15 protein-coding genes are annotated in these 20995 nt (G+C 72.7%); 2 read left to right on the top strand and 13 right to left on the bottom strand.

What is annotated here, in order from left to right:
• From PUR26_RS14650 to PUR26_RS14600, 11 genes are all read right to left on the bottom strand, one after another.
• Positions 1-2631, bottom strand: a complete 2631-nt coding sequence (locus PUR26_RS14650) for a serine/threonine-protein kinase (RefSeq protein ID WP_329872781.1) — start codon at positions 2629-2631, stop codon at positions 1-3.
• Positions 2628-3917, bottom strand: coding sequence for a hypothetical protein (locus PUR26_RS14645; protein ID WP_329872780.1), 1290 nt, complete (start codon positions 3915-3917; stop codon positions 2628-2630). Before PUR26_RS14645 ends, PUR26_RS14650 begins: the two co-directional genes overlap by 4 nt.
• A gap of 29 nt (positions 3918-3946) precedes the next feature.
• Positions 3947-4948 (bottom strand): glutamate ABC transporter substrate-binding protein, encoded by a 1002-nt coding sequence (locus tag PUR26_RS14640; protein ID WP_329872779.1) that lies wholly within the window; start codon positions 4946-4948, stop codon positions 3947-3949.
• Positions 4949-4965: 17 nt separating this feature from the next.
• Positions 4966-6357, bottom strand: coding sequence for a hypothetical protein (locus tag PUR26_RS14635; protein ID WP_443077076.1), 1392 nt, complete (start codon positions 6355-6357; stop codon positions 4966-4968).
• 198 nt (positions 6358-6555) lie between these two features.
• Positions 6556-7317, bottom strand: coding sequence for a phytanoyl-CoA dioxygenase family protein (locus tag PUR26_RS14630; RefSeq protein ID WP_329872778.1), 762 nt, complete (start codon positions 7315-7317; stop codon positions 6556-6558).
• A gap of 83 nt (positions 7318-7400) precedes the next feature.
• Positions 7401-8378, bottom strand: a complete 978-nt coding sequence (locus PUR26_RS14625) for an N-acetylglucosamine kinase (RefSeq protein WP_329872777.1) — start codon at positions 8376-8378, stop codon at positions 7401-7403.
• The gene (locus PUR26_RS14620; RefSeq protein WP_329872776.1) at positions 8369-9634 is read right to left on the bottom strand and encodes a 6-phospho-beta-glucosidase; all 1266 of its coding nucleotides are present in this window, start codon (positions 9632-9634) and stop codon (positions 8369-8371) included. Before PUR26_RS14620 ends, PUR26_RS14625 begins: the two co-directional genes overlap by 10 nt.
• A 9-nt stretch (positions 9635-9643) precedes the next feature.
• Positions 9644-10537 carry a carbohydrate ABC transporter permease gene (locus PUR26_RS14615; RefSeq protein ID WP_329872775.1) on the bottom strand — a complete coding sequence of 298 codons (894 nt, stop codon included), beginning with the start codon at positions 10535-10537 and terminating at the stop codon, positions 9644-9646.
• Between the two features lie 5 nt (positions 10538-10542).
• Entirely contained in the window at positions 10543-11484 is a 942-nt protein-coding gene (locus PUR26_RS14610) for a carbohydrate ABC transporter permease (RefSeq protein WP_329872774.1), read from the bottom strand.
• Positions 11481-12809 (bottom strand): ABC transporter substrate-binding protein, encoded by a 1329-nt coding sequence (locus PUR26_RS14605; RefSeq protein ID WP_329872773.1) that lies wholly within the window; start codon positions 12807-12809, stop codon positions 11481-11483. Before PUR26_RS14605 ends, PUR26_RS14610 begins: the two co-directional genes overlap by 4 nt.
• 29 nt (positions 12810-12838) lie before the next feature.
• Positions 12839-13999 (bottom strand): ROK family transcriptional regulator, encoded by a 1161-nt coding sequence (locus tag PUR26_RS14600; protein WP_443077081.1) that lies wholly within the window; start codon positions 13997-13999, stop codon positions 12839-12841.
• A gap of 1093 nt (positions 14000-15092) precedes the next feature.
• Here PUR26_RS14600 and PUR26_RS14595 point away from each other — a divergent pair.
• The gene (locus PUR26_RS14595; protein ID WP_329872771.1) at positions 15093-15308 is read left to right on the top strand and encodes a hypothetical protein; all 216 of its coding nucleotides are present in this window, start codon (positions 15093-15095) and stop codon (positions 15306-15308) included.
• 679 nt (positions 15309-15987) lie between these two features.
• Here PUR26_RS14595 and PUR26_RS14590 read toward each other — a convergent pair.
• Positions 15988-17076 carry a mechanosensitive ion channel family protein gene (locus tag PUR26_RS14590; RefSeq protein WP_329872770.1) on the bottom strand — a complete coding sequence of 363 codons (1089 nt, stop codon included), beginning with the start codon at positions 17074-17076 and terminating at the stop codon, positions 15988-15990.
• Positions 17077-17310: 234 nt separating this feature from the next.
• Here PUR26_RS14590 and PUR26_RS14585 point away from each other — a divergent pair, with 234 nt between their 5' ends.
• Positions 17311-17847 carry an HNH endonuclease gene (locus PUR26_RS14585; RefSeq protein WP_329872769.1) on the top strand — a complete coding sequence of 179 codons (537 nt, stop codon included), beginning with the start codon at positions 17311-17313 and terminating at the stop codon, positions 17845-17847.
• Here the strand turns inward: PUR26_RS14585 and PUR26_RS14580 are convergent.
• Positions 17839-20949 carry a beta-N-acetylglucosaminidase domain-containing protein gene (locus PUR26_RS14580; protein WP_329872768.1) on the bottom strand — a complete coding sequence of 1037 codons (3111 nt, stop codon included), beginning with the start codon at positions 20947-20949 and terminating at the stop codon, positions 17839-17841. The genes PUR26_RS14585 and PUR26_RS14580 overlap by 9 nt on opposite strands.
• Positions 20950-20995 lie beyond the last annotated feature (46 nt).

Below are 20995 nucleotides of genomic sequence, written 5' to 3'. Positions count from 1 at the left end.
TCACACCCATGTCCGGGGGCGGTAGCGGTTGGCCCGCTCCACCAGGTCGATCCTCTCCTCGCCGTGCTGAGCGAGCCGGGCGAGTACCCGGTACGAGCGTTCCAGTCCGAAGCGCAGTCCGCGCTCGTCCGGTTCGCTGCCCAGCAGCAGCGTCTGCACGGGCCTGGCCCCGGAACCACCGGAGAGTACCCAGTCCAGAGCCGTACCCAGAACTTCGGCCGTCAACTGTTCGCGCCGTACCGCGTCCAGACCGAACTGCTCCAGCGCGGCCACCTGGTCGGCGGCGGCCGTCAGGTCGTCGGTCAGCGGATCGTGCGCCGAGCGGTTGCGCAACCGGGCCCGCACCGCCGCCACCCGCGCCGCCGTGTAGTGGATCGACGCCTCCGGTACGGACTCCAGGGCCCGTACCGCACCGACCCGGTCGCCGGCCGCCAGCCGCACCCGCGCGAGGCCGAACGCGGCGCTCACGTAGCTCGGGTCGGTCGCCCACACCAGCCGGTAGTACTCGGCGGCGTTGTCCAGCTGGCCCAGCACCTCGGCGCACACGCCCAGGGCCAGCTTGGGCGCCGGCTCACCGGGGAAGGCGTCGTAGACCGCGTCGAAGGCGAGGGCGGCGCTCTCGTCGTCACCGGTCGCCAGGGAGACCAGGCCCCGGTACCAGACGACCCGCCAGTCGTCGCGGTGGTGGCTCTCCAGGGTGTCCATGGCCCTGGCCGCCGAGGCCGTGTCGCCCGTTTCGAGCCGGGCGCGAAGCTCGCGCAGCAGCAGCTCCGGGGAGCTCACGGGCGCGGTGCGCAGGGCGGCGAGGAGGTCGGCGGGCGCGGTGGCCATGAGCCCGGACAGGAACCCGGCGTTCTCGTCGTTCGGGTCGACGTGCGGCACGGGCAGCGCGAGCGCGGCGAGGCGGACATCGAGCGCGGCGAGCAGCGGGGGCGCGGCGCCCCCCGGCCCCCGGACGGCACCCTGCCCGGGGACGCCCCGGCGCCCGGGGACCGGGGCCCCGGCACCGCCCTGCGCCGGAACGGCGACGGGCGCGGCGGCCCGTCCGGGAGCGGGCGGGGAGGTCCCGGCGTCCGCGCCCCTCCTCCGCCCCCCGGCGCCGATCCGCCCGAACGGTCCGGGGCCCTTCGCCGCGGCCCGCGCCCCCAGCACCGACACCTCACCGGCCCGCTCGGCGAACAGCCGGGTGTCCGGCACCCGGGGTTCCGGCCCGAACAGGGTCGACAGCGCCGGCCGGGGCTGCCCCGTCTGGAGCGCCACCACCTCCCGCAGCACGCCCGTCAGCTGCTCGGCCATCTCCTCCGCCGAGGCGAACCGGCGGGCCGGGTCCGGGTCCGTCGCCCGCACCAGGAACCGGTAGAACGACTCGTACGACCGGAACACCTCGATGTTGTCCGGGTCGGGCAGCGAGTCCACGAAGACGTTCGTGTACCCCTGGAAGTCGAACGTCAGCACCGCCAGCGTCCGCGCGACCGTGTACAGGTCCGAGGCGACCGAGGGCCCGACCTCCCCGACCTCCGGGGCCTGGTAGCCGACCGTGCCGTAGATGGCCGACTCGTCGTCGTCCATCCGGCGGACCGCGCCCATGTCGATCAGCTTCAGCTGGTCCTCGGTCTGGATCGCGTTGTCGACCTTGAAGTCGCAGTACAGCAGGTTGCGGCTGTGCAGGTGGCCGAGCGCCTCCAGCGCCTCGATCCCGTACGCGCAGGCCTGCTCGACCGGCAGCGGATCCCGGGCTCCGTCGGCGCCCCGCCGCCCGTTGGCGATCTCCTTCAGGGACTTGCCGCCGACGTACTCCATGACGATGTAGCCGTCGAGCGAACCGGTCCGCTGGTCCAGGTGCTCCACGAAGTTGTAGATGCGGACGATGTTGGAGTGCTCGATCTCGGCGAGGAAGCGGCGCTCGGAGATCGCCGCGGCCATCGCGTCCTGGTCCCCGGTGTCCAGCAGGCCCTTGAGCACCACCCAGCGGTCGGAGACCGCGCGGTCGACGGCGAGGTAGATCCACCCCAGGCCGCCGTGGGCCAGGCAGCCCGCCACCTCGTACTGGCCGTGCACGATGTCGCCCGGGCGCAGTTTGGGCACGAACGAGTACGGGTGGCCGCACTTGGTGCAGAAGCCCTCCGTGCGCCCCGCCCGCTCGCCCCGCGAACGCCCCACCGCCGCGCCGCAGTCCGCCCGCGAGCAGAACCGCCTGCGCTCGGGGACCTCCGGGTTGTCCATGACCGCCGTCCGCGGATCGGGCCGCGGCACACCCGGCACGGACACCAGGCCCGCGCCCAGCCGGTTGCGTCCGGACTGGCTGGTGGAGGAGCCGGAGCTGCGCACCGACACCGACCGGGACGGCGAGCCGCCCGACAGGGAGCGCGACAGCCGCCCGGAGACGGAACGCCGCGACGTCGAGGACCGTGAGGAGCGTGAGGAGCCCGACGAACGCGCGGAGCGCGCGGAGCGGGCCGAGGGCCCCGTACCGCCGGCCGTCCGGGCCCCGGGCCCCGCGCCTGTGGCGCCGCGCGCCGCCGACGGGGCCCGTGCCACGACGGGGGCGAGCCCGCAGGTGTCGCAGTACATCTCGCCGCCGCCCATGTCCTCGTACGACCCCTCGCAGCCGGGCCGCTGGCACGTTCTCATCGCATCCCCCCACGGTCGGCGGGCCCGGTCAGGACCTCCGCCGCCGCCTCCTGGTAGCGCAGGACCGCCTGCCCGGCGACCCGAAGGTCGCACGGGGCGCTCCACAGCATCCGGCGCGCCGCGTCGTACCGCTCGATCAGCAGCGGATCCTCCGCCATGCCGTGCCGGGCCACCTTGGCCCGGTACGCGTCGAGGCGCCCGCGCAGTTCGGCGCGGACCGCGAGCGGCGCGGTGACGGCCGTCAACGACGCGCGCGCCCGCAGCAGTTCGTCCTCCGCCTCCCGCTCCAGCGACTCCAGCAGCGGTGAGAGCCGGTGCCACTGGGCATGGCGCCGGTACTCGGCGGCGGTGGCGAGCCGCTCCTGGAGGGCGGTCGGCGGGCCGCTCACGGCCGGCACCTCCGACGCGGCGATCTTCGCCAGCACCTCACCCCGGGCCGACCGGGCCTCGGCGAGCGTCCGGTCGGCCCGCGACAGCACATCGCGCACCCGCAGCAGCCGGGTCTCCGAGTCCTGCCGGACCTGGAGCACCGCCTCGATCTCGCGGCGCACGTCCTCCAGGGCGCGGGCCGCCCGGTCGTACCGCTCCGTGTCGGGCCGGCCCCCGCCGGGCGCCGAACTGCCCATGGCGGGCCGCCAGAAGGCCAGCGGGTCGGTCACCACCTGGGCGCGCAGCCCGGCCAGCTCCCGGGTGATCGACTCCAGATCGTCCCCGGCCGGGTGCTCGCCGGGCCGCACCCCGACGGAGTGGGCCAGTGAACGGGTCCGGTGCAGCTCCGCCGCCAGCAGATCTATCCGGGCGGGCAGCGCGGACCACACCGCGTCCGCGGTCACCACCAGGTCGAGCGAGCTCGCGTACAGCTCGTTCATCCGGTTCACCAGCCGTTCCAGCGTGAACCGCTCGGACAGCCTGGCCGGCCCGGACACCGATGGCGCGATGGCGGTCCCGCCGATGACGACGCTCTCCCCGCGCAGCCGCCCGGTCAGCTCCGCGAGGTCCTCGCGGTTCGGCCAGCGGCGCCGTGAGCGCAGCTCGCGGATGCCCTCGACGGCGTCGCTGTAGGCGTCGAAGTACGTCCACAGCAGGGTGATCGTCTGTTCGGTGGCGGCCCAGCGCTCCTCGGTCGTGCCGGTCAGCTCGGCGCCTTCGAGGAGCCTGCGGCCCGCGTGGTCCTGCAGGGCGAGCAGTGAGTCCTCGACCGCCTTGTGCTCCGCTCCGAGCCGCGCCAGCGCACGGTCCACCTCGTCCCGGTCCATCACCGGCCCGGGGGGCTCCGTGACGCTCATCGATCACCTCTCCGCTCTCGCCCGCAAGGTCAGTCGGTCCGGTACTTCGGTGCCGGCGGCCCGGTGATGCCGGGCAGGTCGGCCTTGAGCCACTTCTCGTACGCCGGCATCCAGGCGTCCCGGCGGTACTCGACGAGCACCTGGTTGACCCGCCGTACCAGGTCGTCGTTGCCGAGCTTCGCGGCGACGCCGTAGTACTCCGTGGTGAACGGCTTGCCCTTCAGCTCGATCCCCGGGTCCTGCGCCGCCTGTCCGGCGGCCAGCGCGTTGTCCGTCACGATGGCGTCGACCTCGCCCAGCTGGAGCAGGACCAGACAGTCCAGCTGGCTGGCCGTGGGGTACAGCTGCGCGCCGTCGCTCTCCCGCGTGCCCGTGATCCTCGCCCCGAAGGCCTCCTTCTGCAGGACCTCGTGGGCGAGCGTTCCCTTGCCCGAGCAGACCCGCTTGCCGGCGAGGGAGGCGTCGTACCCCGTGATCGCCGACGTCCTGGGGGCGAGGACCTGCTGGCCGACCTGGAAGTAGGCGGTGGAGAAGGCCACCTCCTGGATCCGTTTGCAGGTGATCGACATCGTCCGCACGACCAGGTCGACGCTGCCGTTCTGCAGGGCCGAGGTGCGCTGCGAGGTGGGAATGGCCCGGTAGATGATGGCGTCCGGGCTGCCGAGGATGTCCTCGGCGATGGCCCGGGCGAGTTCGATGTCGAAGCCTTCGAGGTCTCCGGTGGCCGGGTCGCGGTAGCCCCAGCGGTAGCTGCTCTGGTCGATCCCGACGACCAGTTTGCCGCGCGCCTTGATCGCCTTGACGGACGCGCCGTCCGCGGCGGAGGGCGGCAGCGAGGCCTCGGGCTCCTGGCACGCGACCGCCTTGGCCTGAGCGGCACTGCCGGCGCCCGTCACGAGAGGGGCGTCCGTCCCGCCCCGGGAGAGCGGCAGCAGGGTCAGCGCGGCGGTCAGCCCGCACGCGGCGGCCATCGCCGCCACCCCGCCCCAGCCGCGCAGGCGGCCGTCGCGTGTCCTGCCGATGCGGTTCATCGTTCCTCCTCCCGCGCTCACCGGTACTCCGCCAGCCTGCGGTTGACGCCCATGACGGCCCCCGCGGCCCCCAGCACGGCCAGTACGGCGGCCCCGACGGCAAGCCCGGTCAGCGCGTCCCGTCCGTCGGCCGCGGCCCGGGTGAACTCCTCCTGCTCGTGGGCCAGGGCCTTCTCCAGCGCCGCGTCCACCTGGTCGAAGGACTGCCCGGTGGTGTCCTTGTCACCGATCACCCCGGCCAGCGCCGCCTCGTAGTCGCCCGCGGTGTCCTCCTTCCGGACCACCGCGTGGCGCTTGCGCCACTCGCCGACATGGGCCGCGGCCCGGGCGAGCGGTTCGCCGCCCGCGGTGTCGTCGGCCAGCCGGTCCGCCCGGTCCAGCGCGGTGTTCAGCAGGGCCATCTCTTCGCCGTACTCGGTCTCGTAGCGGTCCTGGCCCTCGGTCGTGATCACCGCGCCACGGGCCACCAGGGTCAGGTTCTCGTTCGCGCGGGCCTTCAGGGAGCTGATCCGCGCCTCGTTCAGCACCTTGAGCGAATCCTGGCCGTGCGCCTTGGCCTCGCCGAGCTGCGCGCGGGCCACCCCGTGACCCACCGCGAGCCACATCAGGACGGCCACGGACGCGGCGGTGGCCGCGAGCAGACCGTGGTTGAACACCCGGTTCGTCCGCAGGTACGTACGCCGCTGGGCCCACAGGAGGGCGCCCGCCGCCAGCGCGCCCACGGCGAGCGAGAGCAACGGCCGGCGGCGGGCGTCCCGGTCGTCCTGCCCCAGGCGCGCGGTCTCCGCCTCGTACAACCGCTCGGCGGCGGGCAGCATCTGCCCCGACATCAGTTCGTTGGCGTACCGCAGATACGCGCCGCCCAGGGGCAGTCCCTGCCGGTTGGCGGCCCGCGCGCGCTCGACCAGCCCCGCATAGCGCGGCAGCCCCACGCCGAGGGTGGTGATCTCCCGCGTGGACTGGTCCGAACCGCGGCTGTTGGCGGCGGCCTTGACGAGCAGCCGGGAGGCGGTCGCGAGGTCCTCCTGGTACCGCTGGTGGACGGCGGCGGGCTCCTGGCCCCTGGCCAGGAAGCCGCTGGTGGCCGCGGTGTCGGCGTCGGCCAGCGAGCGGTAGATGCTGGCCGCGTCCGCGCTCAGCGGCTGGCTCCGGCTCACCACGTCGTCCGCGGCCGCGGCCCGGTCCGTGACCTCGAACGCGGTGACCGCCCCGAACGCCACGACCAGCGCGGCCAGTACGGCTCCGATGATCCGCAGGCGTCCCGGTTCGGTCGTCGCCGCGGCCCGTAGCCTGGCCCCGCCCTCGGCCCACGCGCCGCGCCGGGCGGACGGCCGCGCCGGCGTGGACGCGGACGGCGGTACGGACGGTGGCGCGGCCGGTGGCCGAGGCACACCCGGTGCGATTGTCACGTGACCTCCCCCTCGGTCGCCGGCCCCGGTCCCCTCCCGGTGGGCCGGGGGAAGACTGCCCGGCCAGCAGTATGGCCGCAGTGACCGACATCCACACCACAGTTGACTCGATCTTGCACCTGTCGTGCCGGACCCCCCGGCCGCACCCGCACGCGTGCCCCACCCTGAATACGCCGTGCGGGGCCGATCGGTTCCCCCTCACTCCACCGCCGGCTCCCCCGCAGCCGTCGTCGGCCGCGACCGGCCGGCGGACTCCCGGGCGGGCTCTCCCGCCGGCTCCAGCGCCGGCTGTGCCATGAACCGCGGCCGGGTCCCGTGGTGCGGCTGCGCCGCGTGCACCAGGAACGGATGGCACAGGTACACATCGCCCGGCCGCCCCGTCGCGTGCACGACCTCCCGATGCCGGGAGACCGCGTCGATCTCCGGCCCGATCCGCATGATCGGCGCCCCCTCCTCGCCGTACGGCTCCAGCAGCGCCGGGATGTCGTGGTGCGAGCCGACGCGGATCCGGGTCGGCGCGTCCTGCTCGCCGACCTCGCTGAACAGGAACAGCATCAACAGCGCCCGGTCCCGGGAGCGGTGGTTCGCGTAGTACCCCTCCGCCCCCTGCGGCAGATAGCTGCCCTCGATGTGCCAGCCCGCGTCGTCCGGCTCCTGCGCGTGCGGGAACCGCAGCGGGAACGAGCCGAGGAAGGCACGGGGCGCCCACCGCCCCGGACCCACCAGCCGGTCGAACGCGTCGTGGAGCACGGGGGTGTTGGCGGCCCTGCGGAAGGGTTCCTGCCCCATGCCCCAGACCCAGTGGACCGGCCGGGTCCAGGTCGCCGGATCGTCCGGGTCGCAGCCGGTCTCCCGCCACAGCAGCGCGGCGCACTCGGCCGCCACGTCCGCGGGGAAGGCGCCTTCCAGCTTCACGAACCCGTCGGCCTCGAAACGCCCACGCGGTATGTCGTCAGGCATGCCCCGATCCTGACGGCAGGGGTGGCGGCGACGCACCCCGGTTTCCGGCGGAGTGCCCGGGGCCCCGGGGCGGCCGGACGGCCTCACGCGAAGTGGGCCCGCAGCCGTGCCCCGGCCTCGGCGGGGGCCGCCACGTGGTCCAGCCCCAGCAGCGCCGCCCCCAGGACCGGCGACTCGGTCACCACGCGCACGTACGCCCTCGGCGCCTTCGCCGCGAGCAACTCGGCGATCACCGGGTTCAGCTCCGGGTGCCCGGCCGCCAGCACACTGCCCCCCAGCAGGACCGGAACCTCCTCCTCCAGCAGGTCGAGCCGGGTCAGGGCGACCGTCGCGAGCGCGACGACCTCCTCCGCCAGCCGCCGCACCAGCGAGCGGGCGACCGGATCGCCCGCCGCACCGGTCGCGAACAGCACGGGCGCCAGCTCATGCCGCCGCTCGGCCGCGATCCGCCCCAGGTGCAACGCCTCGATCAGCGCGTACACGCTGCCCAGGCCGAAATGCGCGGGAAGCGTGCGGGCCAGCTCCGTCGGCTCGCCCCGCCCGTCCTCCGCCCGGGCCGCGAACCACATCGCCTCCTCCGAAAGCCCCGAACCACCGCCCCAGTCACCGGAGATCCGGCCGAGCGCGGGGAAGCGGGCGGTCCGCCCGTCGGGCAGCATGCCCACGCAGTTGATGCCCGCCCCGCACACCACGGCGATCCCGCGCGGCTCGTCGACGCCGGCGCGCAGAATGGCGAAGGTGTCGTTGCGCACCTCCGTCGTCGCGCCCCAGCGCCGCGCCCGCACCGCCTCGGCCAGCTGCCGCTCCTCCACCGGCAGGTCGGCGTTGGCGAGACAGGCCGACACGTGCGAGACGTACGGCGGCCCGGCCAGCCCGGCGGCCGCCGACGCCGCGGCGACCGCGTCGGCCAGCACGTCGACGGCGGCCTCGACACCCACCACCGGCGGCTGGAACCCGCCCCCGCGCGCCGCGCCGAGCACCGTCCCGTCCGCGCCGACCACGGCGACGTCCGTCTTGCTGTTGCCGGCGTCGATCGCCAGCACCAGAGGGTTCACGCCCACGCCAGATGCTCCCGGTTGTGCGCGATCAGCCGGTCGGTGAGCTGTTCGGCGTACTCGAACTGACCCACCAGCGGATGGGCGAGCAGCGCCTGGAACACCCGGTCGCGGCCCCCGCGCAGCGCGGCCTCCAGCGCCAGGTCCTCGTACGCGGTGACGTGGGCGACCAGCCCCGCGAAGAGCGGGTGGAGCGCGGGGACCGGGAGCGGGACGGCGCCGCTGCCGTCGACCGCCGCCTGCACCTCGACGACCGCGTCGTCCGGCAGGAAAGGCAGCGTGCCCCGGTTGTACGTGTTGACGACCTGCACGGACGGCCCGCGCCCCCCGAGCAGCGACGCCGCCAGGTCCACGGCCGCCTCCGAGTAGAACGCCCCGCCGCGCCGCGCGAGCAGCTCCGGCTTCTCGTCCAGCGCCGGGTCGCCGTACATCTCCAGCAGCCGCGCCTCCATGGCCGCGACCTCGGCGGCCCGGGAGGGCTTGGTGCGCAGCTCACGGACGACCTCGTCGTGCGCGTAGAAGTAACGCAGGTAGTAGGAGGGGACGACGCCGAGCCGGTCCAGCACCGCCCGCGGCAGGCGCAGATCCCGGGCGACGGCGTCACCGTGCTCGGCGAGCAGCCCGGGCAGGACGTCCTCGCCGTCGGGCCCGCCGAGCCGTACGCCCGTCTCCCAGGAGAGGTGGTTGAGGCCGACGTGGTCCAGGTGGACGTCCCCGGGCGCCACGTCCAGCAGCCGGGCGAACCTCCGCTGGAACCCGATGGCCACGTTGCACAGCCCGACGGCCTTGTGCCCGGCGCGCAGCAGCGCCCGGGTCACGATGCCGACCGGGTTGGTGAAGTCGATGATCCAGGCGTCCGGGTTCGCACGGCGGACCCGCTCGGCGATGTCGAGGACCACCGGCACGGTCCGCAGCGCCTTGGCGAGGCCCCCGGCGCCGGTCGTCTCCTGGCCGACGCAGCCGCACTCCAGCGGCCAGGTCTCGTCCTGCTGCCGGGCCGCCTGCCCGCCGACGCGCAGCTGGAGCAGCACCGCGTCGGCGCCCTCCACCCCCGCGTCCAGGTCGGACGTGGTGGTGATGGCGCCGGCGTGGCCCTGCTTGGCGAAGATCCGCCTGGCCAGCCCGCCGACCAGCTCCAGCCGGTCGGCGGCGGGGTCGACCAGGACCAGTTCGGTGAGGGGAAGGGTGTCGCGCAGCCGCGCGAAACCGTCGATCAGTTCGGGGGTGTAGGTGGATCCGCCCCCCACGACAGCGAGCTTCATAACCTTCGGCTAACCCTTCACTCCGGTCAGTGTGACTCCCTCGACGAACGCCTTCTGGGCGAAGAAGAACACGAGGATCACAGGGGCCATGACCAGGACGGTCGCGGCCATGGTCAGATTCCAGTCGGTGTGGTGCGCGCCCCTGAACGACTCCAGGCCGTAGCTGAGCGTCCACGCCGCCGGGTTCTCCGAGGCGTAGATCTGCGGCCCGAAGTAGTCGTTCCAGGCGTAGAAGAACTGGAACAGCGCGACGGCCGCGATCCCGGGGCGGGCCATCGGGAGCACCACCCGCACCAGCGTGCGCAGCTCGCCGCAGCCGTCGACCTTCGCCGCGTCGAGGTACTCCTCGGGGATCGTCAGCAGGAACTGGCGCAGCAGGAAGATGGAGAACGCGTCACCGAACGCCATCGGGACGATCAGCGGCCACAGCGAACCGGAGAGGTCCAGCTGCCGCGCCCAGAACAGGTACATCGGGATGATCACCACCTGCGGCGGCAGCATCATCATCGAGATCACCAGCGTCAGCGCGAGCCGCCGCCCGCGGAAGCGGAACCTGGCGAGCGCGTACGCGACGGGGACCGACGACAGCAGGGTCAGGACGGTGCCGAGCCCGGCGTACAGCAGGGTGTTCTTCCACCAGGTCAGGAACCCCGGCGTCTCGAACACCCGGACGTAGTTGTGCCACTCCCAGGTACGGGGAACGAGGTCGCGGGTCAGCGCCTGCTGGTCGCTCATCAGCGAGGTGAGGAGCAGGAAGACGAACGGCAGCACGAAGAACAGCGCCGCCGCCACGCCGAGGGAGTGGACGGCGATCCAGTGCAGCAACGCCTTGCGGCGGGCCGTGCGCGCGGCAGGGGTCACCGGCTCCACGCGGGTGGACGGCCGGTCGAGGACGTCGGTCATGGCGGTCAGTCCCCTGCCTGGAGGAGGCCGCCGCGCCGCCGTATCAGCAGCGTGGTGCAGGCCATGGCGAGAGCGAAGAGCACCAGGGCGACCACACAGGCGGCCCCGTAGTCGAAGCGCTGGAAGCCCAGGTTGTGGACGAGCTGCGGCAGGGTCAGCGTGGACTTGTCCGGATAGCCCGGCTCGAACTGCTGGCCGCTGTTGCCGATGATGCCGGAGGCGACCTTTCCGGCCACCAGGGGCTGGGTGTAGTGCTGCATGGTCTGGATGACCCCGGTGACCACGGCGAACATCACGATCGGCGAGATGTTCGGCAGCGTCACGAACCGGAACCGCTGCCAGGCCGACGCCCCGTCCAGCTCAGCCGCCTCGTACTGCTCCTTCGGTACGTCGAGCAGCGCGGCCATGAAGATCACCATCAGGTCCCCGACGCCCCACACCGCGAGCAGGGTCAGCGCGGGCTTGGACCACGCCGGGTCGTTGAACCACCCGGGCGCGGGCAGGCCCAGGTCGGCGAGGATCGTGTTGACCGGCCCCGTACCGGGGTTGAGCAGGAAGACGAAGGCGAGCGTCGCCGCCACCGGCGGGGCGAGGTACGGCAGGTAGAACAGGGTGCGGAAGACGCCCGTCCCGGTCCTGATCCTGGTGATCAGCAGCCCGACGCCGAGCCCGAAGACGACCCGGCAGGAGACCAGGACCATCACCAGCCACAGCGTGTTGCCCATCGCCGGCCAGAACGCCGGGTACGCGGAGAAGACGTACGACCAGTTCTCCAGCCCGTTGAAGACGGGCTCCTTGAACCCGTCGTACTCCATGAAGGAGAAGTAGACGGTCGACAGCAGCGGATAGGCGAAGAAGACGCTGAAACCGATCAGCCAGGGCGACATGAAAGCCGCTGCCCGAAGCGCCGAGCGACGACGCTTGGCCCGCAGGGTGTGCGTGGTCACTTGGCCTTCTCGATGTCCGTGTCGATCTGCCGGGCCGTCTTCTCCAGCCCGGCCCTCAGATCGCTCACCCGGCCGGCCTCCCACTGGTAGCCGAACTCCTGGAGCGTCACCTGGTACGCGCCGCCGTTGACGGACGCCGGCGTCGTGCTCGACCTCCGGTGCCGTGCGATGTCCAGGAACGTCGTGAAACGCGGGTCCAGCTTCAGCTTCGGCGAGGCCAGCGCCGCGTTTGTCGAGGGCACGTTGCGCAGCTCGTTCGCGAAGCCCACCACGGCGTCCGTGTCGGTCGTCATGTACTTCACCAGCTCCCACGCGGCGTTCTGCTTCTCACTGGTGGACGCGATGCCCACGATCGTCCCGGAGAGGTAGCCCTTGCCGTAGTCGCCCGCCTGGTCGTCGGGGACGGGCAGCGGCGCGACGCCGACCTCGAAGGGCACCTTGGCGTCGGCGGTCATGCCCAGCCGCCACTCGCCGTCCAGCTGCATCGCGACCTGACCGGTGTGGAAGGGGTGCTTCGCGCCCCACTCGTCACCGAAGGTGTTGCGGTACTTCTCCAGCTTCTCGAAGCCGCCCAGCTTGGCGATCAGGTTCTTCTGCCAGGTGAACATGGCGGCGAAGGCCGGGTCCTGGGCGACGCTCGACTTCCCGTCCTCGCCGAAGTAGGTCGCTCCCCACTGTGCCGCGAGGTGCCCCGGAGTCGTCTCGTATCCGTGGAAGTTGGGCATGAACCCCAGCTGTTCGTACGAGTCGCCCCTGGTCTTCGTCAGCTTCTGCGCGACCCGGTCGAACTCGCTCCACGTCGTGGGCGGCTCCGTGATCCCCGCCTTCTCGAAGGCGTCCTTGTTGTAGTACAGCCCGTACGCGTCCCCCAGCAGGGGCAGGGTGCAGCGCGTGCCCTCGAACTCGGTGTAGGCCAGCCTCGGCGCGGCGAACGTCCTGACCAGATCGAGCTTCGACTTCTCGATGAACGGCTTCAGATCGGCGAACGCGCCCGAGGAGCAGAACCTGCCCACGTTGTCCGTCGAGAACGACGACACCACGTCGGGCGCGTTGGACCCGCCCGCGCGCAGTGCCTGCTGGATCTTGTCGTCGGTGATGTTGGGGACGGCCTTGACCGTGATGTTGGGGTGGGCGTCCTCGAACCGCTTGATGTTCTCCTCGACCGCCCGCACCTCGCCCGGCGCCGACCAGCCGTGCCAGAAGGTGATCGTGACCTTGGCGGAGGGGTCGTCCGTGGCGCCGCCCCGGGCCGATCCCGTACAGGCGGTGGCGAACAGGGCTATGGCGGCGGTCGCGGCGAGCGCGCCGGCGGTTCTGCGGGGCATGGCGGTGTCTCCCTGGGAGCAGGTGGTCGCTAGCGAGAGGTGTCGAAGACGGTGTCCCGGGTGGCGGCCAGGGCGCTCTCCAGCGCCCCGCGCAGCACCGGGTGTTGCTGGACCTCGCCGATGACGAGCCGGGGCCGGGCGGCGGCCAGCTCACCGAGCTCGGCCTGCACCCGCTCCCGCAGCGGCTCCCCGCCGGGGACGATCGCGCTCCCCGACAGCACCACCAGCTCGGGGTCGAGCACGGCGACGAGGGAGGCCAGGCCGGTGGCCAGACCGGTCGCGACGGCGTCGAGGAGCCGGCGGTACGGCCCGGAGTCCGCCTCGGCGGCACGCGCCATCAGCGCGGCGGCGACCTCCACGTAGTCGCCCTGCGGAAGGTCGTCGATCCCGAACCCGCGGGCCAGCCGGGGCAGCACCTGCGCACCCGCCAGCTCCTGGAACCCGCCGCTGCCCGCCTTGCCGACCTGCCGCACCAGCGGGGTGCCCGGCACCGGCAGGAAGCCGACCTCGCCGGCGCCGCCGGTGAACCCGCGGTGCAGCCGCCCGCCCAGCACGAGGGCGGCGCCCAGGCCCTCCGCGTTCCACAGCAGGACGAAGTCCTCGTGCCCGCGCGCCGCCCCGAGCCGCTGCTCGGCCAGCGCCACCAGGTTCACGTCGTTCTCGTACTCGACCGGCATCGGCAGCACGGCCGCCAGCTCGTCGAGCAGCGTGGGGGAGTGCCAGCCCGGCAGATGGGAGGCGTACCGCAGCCGGCCGGTCGAGGGGTCGAACGCACCCGGTGTCCCGATCACCAGCCGGTGCACCTCGCCGCGCGTGAGCCCGGCGGCCTTCACGGCCCCGTCCAGCGCCTCGGTGACCTGCCGCACGACCCCGTCGGCGCGCCGCCCCGGCGTCGCCAGCTCGAACTCGCCGACGGTCTCGCCGGTCACATCGGCGACGGCCGCCCGGATGCGCCGGGGGTTCACATCGAGCCCGGCGGCGTACGCGGCCCGTGCGTTCACGGCGTACAGCTGCGCGTTGGGCCCCGGCCGCCCCTCGGTGGTCCCGGTGGCGACCACCAGCCCGGACGCCTCCAGCCGGGCGAGCAGCTGGGAGGCGGTGGGCTTCGACAGCCCGGTGAGCTTCCCGATCCGCGTCCGCGACAACGGCCCGTGCTCCAGCAGCAGATCGAGCGCGGCCCGGTCGTTCATCGCCCGCAGCACACGCGGCGTACCGGGCGTGGTTCCGGGCGTGGTTCCGGCCACCTGGGGACACACCTGCCTTCGGCTGCGTCGTGCTCCGGGAGGAGCACTGTTAGGAAAGTTTCCTAATGGGCCCTGAACCTAGGGCGCGGGCTCGGGGGGCGTCAATAGCTTGCGACATGAACGGTCGACTGCGGTCACAGGGCAATCAAAGAGTTACCAAGAGTGATGGTGATTCTGCTCATGTTCGCAATGCTCTGGGTCGGTTTGGTTAGGGCCAGGTTCTTGCAAGGGGCACAAGTTTTCGATGTAACCGCTTGCCTCCGGTCGACCGCACTCCGTAGTGTCCGGCTCGATCTCCTGGTTTCCGGCCGCCTCGGATGTGCGGAACTGGCACGGGTGCCGGAGCCGTCGTGGGGTCCAACCCCTGGATGTTCCTTGCGTCTTGCCTGTCGTGGCCGGCCTGTCTTACGAGAGGCGGCGCTTCTGTGCAGCGATGCCGATCGATCGGCCTGTGGCTTGTGGCGGCCTGTGGCTATGGGATGGCCAATGCGTCCGCATAGGAGAAACGCGGCCTCCTGCAGTGGGACTTGCCAATTCAATACGAGCTACGCGTGATATTTCAAGGTGGTATTTCGCCATGGTTCAGCGATCCAGCTTCTGTGTTTGCGTCATCCTGGTGGCGACTTTCGCAGTAATCGGTACCGGGTGCTCTACCCTTGAGGACTCTGCCGGTAATTATCCGAAGGCGTTGGTGAGGGACTCGAATTACCTTGCACGGAACTGGTCTGGTCCCCGAGGCGCCTCGTTGGGCTTGGGCGAGGATGGCAGATTTTCTGCAACCGGTCTTTTGGGTGAATATTTCGGTTGCCCCGAAAGTGTTCCGGGGGTCAGCGAGAAGACTGGTCAGGGAAGCGGGAGCGCCAGAGAGAGCGAGGGGGCTAGTGCGGTGTTTCTGAAATTTAGCGATGGCTGCACTTCTACGCTCTGGCTAGGTGCTTACAAAGAGAAGGAAGTTCTCTGGAACACTGCCGAGCTCAATGACTCCCTGGTCACCCTGGAGTAACGGAGTTCTTCGTGTCCCGCCGTGATGCCCGGCGCAATGGAGCAGCGCTTCCGGCCCGCAATGCGGCCGGGCCGTACGAGCGCGGCCGGCACCGGTTACTTCCGCGGCCGCATCGACGACGTTGTCCTCTCCCAGTGGGCCCGCGACGTCCAGCACCTCCGGGCCGAGGCGTCGGAGCTGAGCGAGAACGGTCAGCCGACCCTCGCGCTCATGGCTCATGGGGACGCGTCCGTGTCGGGGGGAGGGTGCTGAAGCAACGGACGGCCTGTCCGGTGGGGGACATGACGCTCTCGTCGGCCGGTGCGGTGATCGATGGCACGGAGGGCGCTCTTCTCCTGGACGGCGCGAACGGCCGCGCGTCGGTGACCGGCGGGCCGCTTGTCGACGGGAGCGGGTCCTTCACCGTCTCCGCCAAGGTACGGCTGGACAGTGCCTGCCTGGAGGCGAAGCCGGACGGCTACCGGGCCCAGGGCGTGGGGGAGCGTGCCGGCGCCGCCTCTTCGTGGGGTTGCGGGTGGTCAAGTACGGGCCGGGCGAGTGGCTGTGGGAGTTCCCCCGCACCGTCGTCGACGCACTGACACCCGTCACGTCCACCCAGGCATCGAGCAGCGGCAGCTCGTCGCCGTTGTTCATGGCGACGCCCAGGGAACGAGGGGCGCGTCGGCAGCGGGCCGGCTTCACCTCCATACCGGTACGCACCTATACCGGTACGCCCCGAGAATCCAGCGGGAAGCGGTCCGAACTCCACGGAGTTCAGCAGGTCAGTGGTGAACTGTCGGTCGGCGGGGGGCACTCCCGACACCGGATTCCTGCCGGGCGTCCTGAAGGTCCCCGCACAGTCCGCCGGCGGACGTGCTCCTGGGCGACGGCGCCCGGGACGAGGGCGCCCCGCCGTTCTTCACGGCGGGGCGCCCCTGGGCTCTTCGGAGTGCTACTTCGACAGGTTCGTCGGTGTCGGCGCGGGTGCCGGCGACGGCGTCGGGGCCGGGGTCAGGGGGGTTGCCGCGACCGACTGGGGGGAGGTCGAGGAGGCGAACGCCGAGGGGGCCGACATCGAGGCCGTCGGGTCCGGGGCGGACTCCTCCGGCTGGGCCGGGATGCCGCCCACGATGCGGATGCCCGCCTCGTCGAAGGCCCGCTTGACGCGCCAGCGCAGTTCCCGCTCCACGCCCAGCGCCTTGCCCGGCATCGTCTTGGCCGAGAGGCGGATCGTCATCGAGTCCAGCAGCACCTCGTTCAGGCCCAGGATCTCCACCGGGCCCCACAGGCGCTCGTTCCAGGGCTCCTCCTTGGCCATCGCCTCCGTCGCGGCGGCGATCACCGAGCGCACGTGGTCCAGGTCCTCGGACGGGCGGACCGTGACGTCGATCGCCGCCGTCGCCCAGCCCTGGCTCAGGTTCCCGATCCGCTTGATCTCGCCGTTGCGGACGTACCAGATCTCACCGTTGTCGCCGCGCAGCTTCGTCACCCGCAGTCCGACCTCGATCACCTCGCCCGACGCCACCCCCGCGTCGACCGAGTCACCCACGCCGTACTGGTCCTCAAGGATCATGAAGACGCCGGACAGGAAGTCCGTGACCAGGTTGCGCGCGCCGAAACCGATGGCCACACCCGCGACACCCGCCGAGGCGAGCAGTGGCGCAAGGTCGATCTTGAAGGCGCCGAGGATCATGAGCCCGGCGGTGCCGAGGATCAGGAACGAGGCGACCGAGCGCAGGACGGACCCTATGGCCTCGGAGCGCTGACGACGGCGCTCCGCGTTGACCAGCAGACCGCCCAGTGCCGTGCCCTCCACGGCCTGTGCGCTGCGGTTCATGCGCTCTATGAGCTTGGTCAGCGCACGCCGGATCAGCATGCGCAGGACCAGCGCGACCACCACGATCAGCATGATCCGCAGACCGGTGTTCAGCCACGTGGACCAGTTCTCCTCGACCCAGCCTGCGGCCTCGCCGGCCTGCTTGGCCGCTTCGTCGAGCGTCACCGGCTGGGGGGTGGGGTCGGCGTCCAGTAGGACGGGCACGGCGGGAACCTCCAGGCATCAAGGGTGGACCAACCACACTAACGGGGCATCGGGGGTGGTTCGTTGCCATGTTCGAGGGAGAGGTACATCTCACCTGGGGATGACCTGGGTGTGGTCGAAAACACTTCGAGCCCGTTACCGGTACGTGGTGGCGCTTCGACCTGGCATGAGGAGAGACTGAGAGCAGATCGTCCCGGCGCGAGCCACGCGCCGCCGGCGTACAAGGAGGCATCCGTGCCGCATGTCCTGGTCCTCAACGCGTCGTACGAGCCCCTCGGCGTCGTACCGCTCCGCCGCGCGCTCGTCCTCGTCCTCGAGAACAAGGCCATATGCCTCGAGGAGTCCGGCGCCTTCATGCACAGTGCGACCCGTGCCATCGCCGCCCCCAGCGTCGTCCGACTGAAGCGATTCGTCCGGGTCCCCTACAGGGGGCCCGTTCCACTCACCCGCAAAGCGCTCTTCGCCCGCGACGGAGGGCGCTGCATGTACTGCGGTGGCGTCGCAACCAGCGTCGACCACGTCGTTCCGCGCAGTCGCGGCGGTCAGCACGCCTGGGAGAACGTGGTGGCGGCCTGCCGCCGCTGCAACCACGTCAAGGCCGACCGGCACCTGCGGGAGCTGGGCTGGCGACTGCACCAGCAACCCGCCCCGCCGTCCGGTCTGGCCTGGCGGATCATCGGGACCGGACACAGGGATCCGCGCTGGATGCCCTACCTCCAGCCATACGGCGCGGAGGACGCGGTGGCCCGGATCGACGGCGTCTCAGCCTGACGATCCGGGCCTTTGCTGTTCCTCGGGCGTGTCAGGGGCGTCGGACGCGTCGGCTGCGCCCGGTGCGCCGGCTCCGGCGGGGGTCTCGGCGCCGGCGGGGCCCGTGGGCCCCTCGGGCGCGGTGGTGCCGCCGGGGGTCGTCCCGGTGCCGGGGGTGCCGGGGGCATCGGTCCGGGGCGCGGTCACCGCGTACGCCTCGACGGCGAACAGCGAGTAGCCGTACCGGGTGGCCCGCTCGTCGCCCTGGACGCGGACGAAGCGGGTGTCGCGGGCGTCCATGCGGACCGCCTCACGGCGCCCCTTCCCGTCCTTGACGGTGGCGGCCGTGCGCCAGGTCCGGCCGTCGGCCGACACCTGGATGCGGTACTTCCTCGCGTACGCGTCCTGCCAGTGCAGGACCACCTGCCCGACCCGGGTGGGCGCGGGCAGCTCCAGCTGCCACCACGCCCCGTCCTCGGCCGGTGACGACCAGCGGGTCGCCGGGTCCCCGTCGACCGCCGCCGAGGCCGGGAAGTCGGGTGTCTCGTCCCCGGAGGAGGAGGCGGCGGCGCCCCGGGCCAGGTCCGGGCCGCCCGTCCTCGGGAAGGCGCGGACGGTCAGCGTGCGCTCCTCGCCCGCGAACGACAGGGGTACCCGGTACTCGCCCGCCGGGGTCCCCGGCGCGACGGTGATGTCGACCGGCACCTTGGCGGCGGCGCCCCGGGGCACCGTGATCTCCTTCGGCACGGTCACCCGGATGCCCTTGGGGGCCCGCGCGGTGAGCGCGCCGCGCACCGCGCCGGGGCGCTGGGCGGCGAGGACCGCCCGCACCCGCTGCGGGGCGCCGCCGATCTCCGCGTCCGTCTCGCCGCGCTCCAGGTCGAGGGTGGCCTGCGGCTCGTCCGCGAACCACGGCACCAGCGAGCGCACGGTGGGCGCCGCCCCCGTCCAGGTGATGCGCACCGCGTCGGTGCGCAGGCCCTTCGTCGCCGCCTGCGTCCAGCCGGTCGGGGACAGGGTGCCCAGGGGCCGCCAGCCCTCGCCCGGCACGTGCGCCTCCACGCTGCCGGTGCCCGAGCCGGGCGCCGTCATCGCGGTCACCGCCTCGACGGGCCGGGTCCGCTCCAGGCGCAGCGTGTACGTGCCGCCCTCGGGGGAGTCGTCACGGGCCGCCTCGCCCGCCTCGCGGGTCTGGCCGGTCCAGACGGCGCCCTCCGCCGCGGCCCGGGTCAGGAACGGGTCCAGCACGCCGTGGCCCACCTTGACGGGGCTCGCCGTCAGGGTCGTGCGCAGCGGTTCCAGGTCCAGGGAGGCCCGCCAGGCCGCCGGCCCGTCGCCCCGGGCCTGCGCCTGGAGCATGTCGACGGCGGCCTCGCCCGCCCGGCCGTACCGCGACAGCTGCTCCAGCCAGGGCCGTACCTCGTCGTCGAACCGCCCCTCCGCGGTCCCCCGCAGCCGCTCCGGGGCCTCCCGCATGACGGTGAACGCCGCCCGCAGCCTGCCCGCCGCCGCGTCGCGCGCCGCCGCGTCCGGCCGGGACCGGGTGTGCCAGAAGTCCGCGAGCAGCGGCCGCAGGTAGGCCGACTCCTGGGGGTTGAGGATCGACGACGCGTCGTTCCCGGCCAGGGCCAGCAGCGCCTCACGGGTCCGGGCGTCGTCACCCGCCAGGTCGTTCACCGCGGCCCGCCAGGATTCCTGCGGGCGGTAGCCCTTCGGGTTCCATGCGAAGTCGGCCGCGGTGAAGACCGGGATGCGGGACGCGGACGGCTGCTCCATGGCGTTGGCCAGGAGGGCGGCCGACCCGGCGGCCACGGCGGGCTCACGGCCCGTGTAGGGGCCCAGGAAGACGCGGTCCTGCGCGTAGTCGTTGACCGGGTAGTTGTCCATCGTGACCAGGGGGTGCTTGAACGCGTCCCGGGCCCCGGCCAGTTCGCGGCCGGTGATGGTGCGGGGCACCACGCCGACGCCCGTCCACGCCACCTGCACCCGGTCGTCCAGCTCGGCGCCGAGCGCCGTGCGGTACTCGGTGGCACCGTCCTGGTAGAACTCCGTCGGCATCAGCGTGAGCGGCTCCGCTTCCGGGTTCCGCCCGGCAAGGTGTCCGGCCAGCGCGCTCGCCACCCGGGCCTGGGCCTTCGCCGCCGCCTCGGGGCCGCTGCCGAAGACCTCCGAGTCCTTGCGGCAGTGCCACTCGCTGTAGCTGACGTCCTGGAACTGGAGCTGGAAGGCGCGCACCCCCAGCGCGTACATCGAGTCGACCTTGCGCAGCAGCGCCTTCACGTCGTCGTCGGACGCCAGACACATCGACTGGGCGGGGGCGACGGCCCAGGCGAGGGTCACGTGGTTGCGCCGGGCCCGCTCGGCGAGCTCACGGAACTCGGCCCGTTGCGCCGCCGGGTACGGGTCGCGCCACTGGGACTGGCGGTACGGGTCGTCGCCGGGCGCGTAGAGGTACCGGTTCTGCTTGGTGCGGCCCATGAAGTCGATCTGGGCCAGTCGCTGTTGATGGCTCCACGGGCGGCCGTAGAAGCCTTCCGTCATGCCGCGCACGGCGGTGCCGGGCCAGTCCCGGACGAGGACGCCGGGGACGGCGCGTTCCGTTATGAGCTGGCGCAGGGTCTGGACGGCGTGGAAGAGGCCGTCGCCTCCGACGCCGTCGACGGCGACGGTGTCCCGGTTCTCGTACCGGCCGGTGGCGATCCGGTAGCCGCCGGAGGGCAGGTCGTTGCGTTCGGGTGCGCGAAGGGCGCGCAGTGCGCTCTGCGCGCCGGTGCCGCCCATCAATATGACCGGTCCGCGCCCCCCGGGGCCCTGGTGCACCGTGCGGACACCCGCCTTGCGCAGCACCCCTTCGAGGGCGGCCACGGCGTGCGGATCCGCGCCCGCGCCCGTCACCACCGTCACGTCGTCGCCGAGCGCCACCGCCGTACCGCCCGCCCGGACCGACTGCGGCCGCGGCCACACGGCGGGCAGCGCGGAGCCGCCGTCCCGCTCCGGAACGGCGGTGGCGGGGGCGCCGGGGGAGCCGGGTGCGGCCAGCGCGCCGGGCGCGCCGCCGAGCAGCCCGCCGATGACGGCGACCGCGACAGCTGTCGCGGTCCGCTTTCTGCGCCCGACCTGCACGCGCGTCTCCCCTCGTCTTTGGTTGTCCTGCGGGTAGCTTTACCGG

The organism is Streptomyces sp. SP18CS02 (assembly GCF_036322365.1).
Classification (GTDB): Bacteria; Actinomycetota; Actinomycetes; order Streptomycetales; family Streptomycetaceae; genus Streptomyces.
This window is presented reverse-complemented; position numbering and strand designations above follow the sequence as displayed.

Bases quoted from the DNA above. Each gene is read 5' to 3' on its own strand.
- PUR26_RS14650 (WP_329872781.1), bottom strand. From the start codon at position 2,631: ATGAGAACGTGCCAGCGGCCCGGCTGCGAGGGGTCGTACGAGGACATG.
- PUR26_RS14645 (WP_329872780.1), bottom strand. From the start codon at position 3,917: ATGAGCGTCACGGAGCCCCCCGGGCCGGTGATGGACCGGGACGAGGTG.
- PUR26_RS14640 (WP_329872779.1), bottom strand. From the start codon at position 4,948: ATGAACCGCATCGGCAGGACACGCGACGGCCGCCTGCGCGGCTGGGGC.
- PUR26_RS14630 (WP_329872778.1), bottom strand. From the start codon at position 7,317: ATGCCTGACGACATACCGCGTGGGCGTTTCGAGGCCGACGGGTTCGTG.
- PUR26_RS14620 (WP_329872776.1), bottom strand. From the start codon at position 9,634: ATGAAGCTCGCTGTCGTGGGGGGCGGATCCACCTACACCCCCGAACTG.
- PUR26_RS14615 (WP_329872775.1), bottom strand. From the start codon at position 10,537: ATGACCGACGTCCTCGACCGGCCGTCCACCCGCGTGGAGCCGGTGACC.
- PUR26_RS14605 (WP_329872773.1), bottom strand. From the start codon at position 12,809: ATGCCCCGCAGAACCGCCGGCGCGCTCGCCGCGACCGCCGCCATAGCC.
- PUR26_RS14600 (WP_443077081.1), bottom strand. From the start codon at position 13,999: ATGAACGACCGGGCCGCGCTCGATCTGCTGCTGGAGCACGGGCCGTTG.
- PUR26_RS14595 (WP_329872771.1), top strand. From the start codon at position 15,093: ATGGAGCAGCGCTTCCGGCCCGCAATGCGGCCGGGCCGTACGAGCGCG.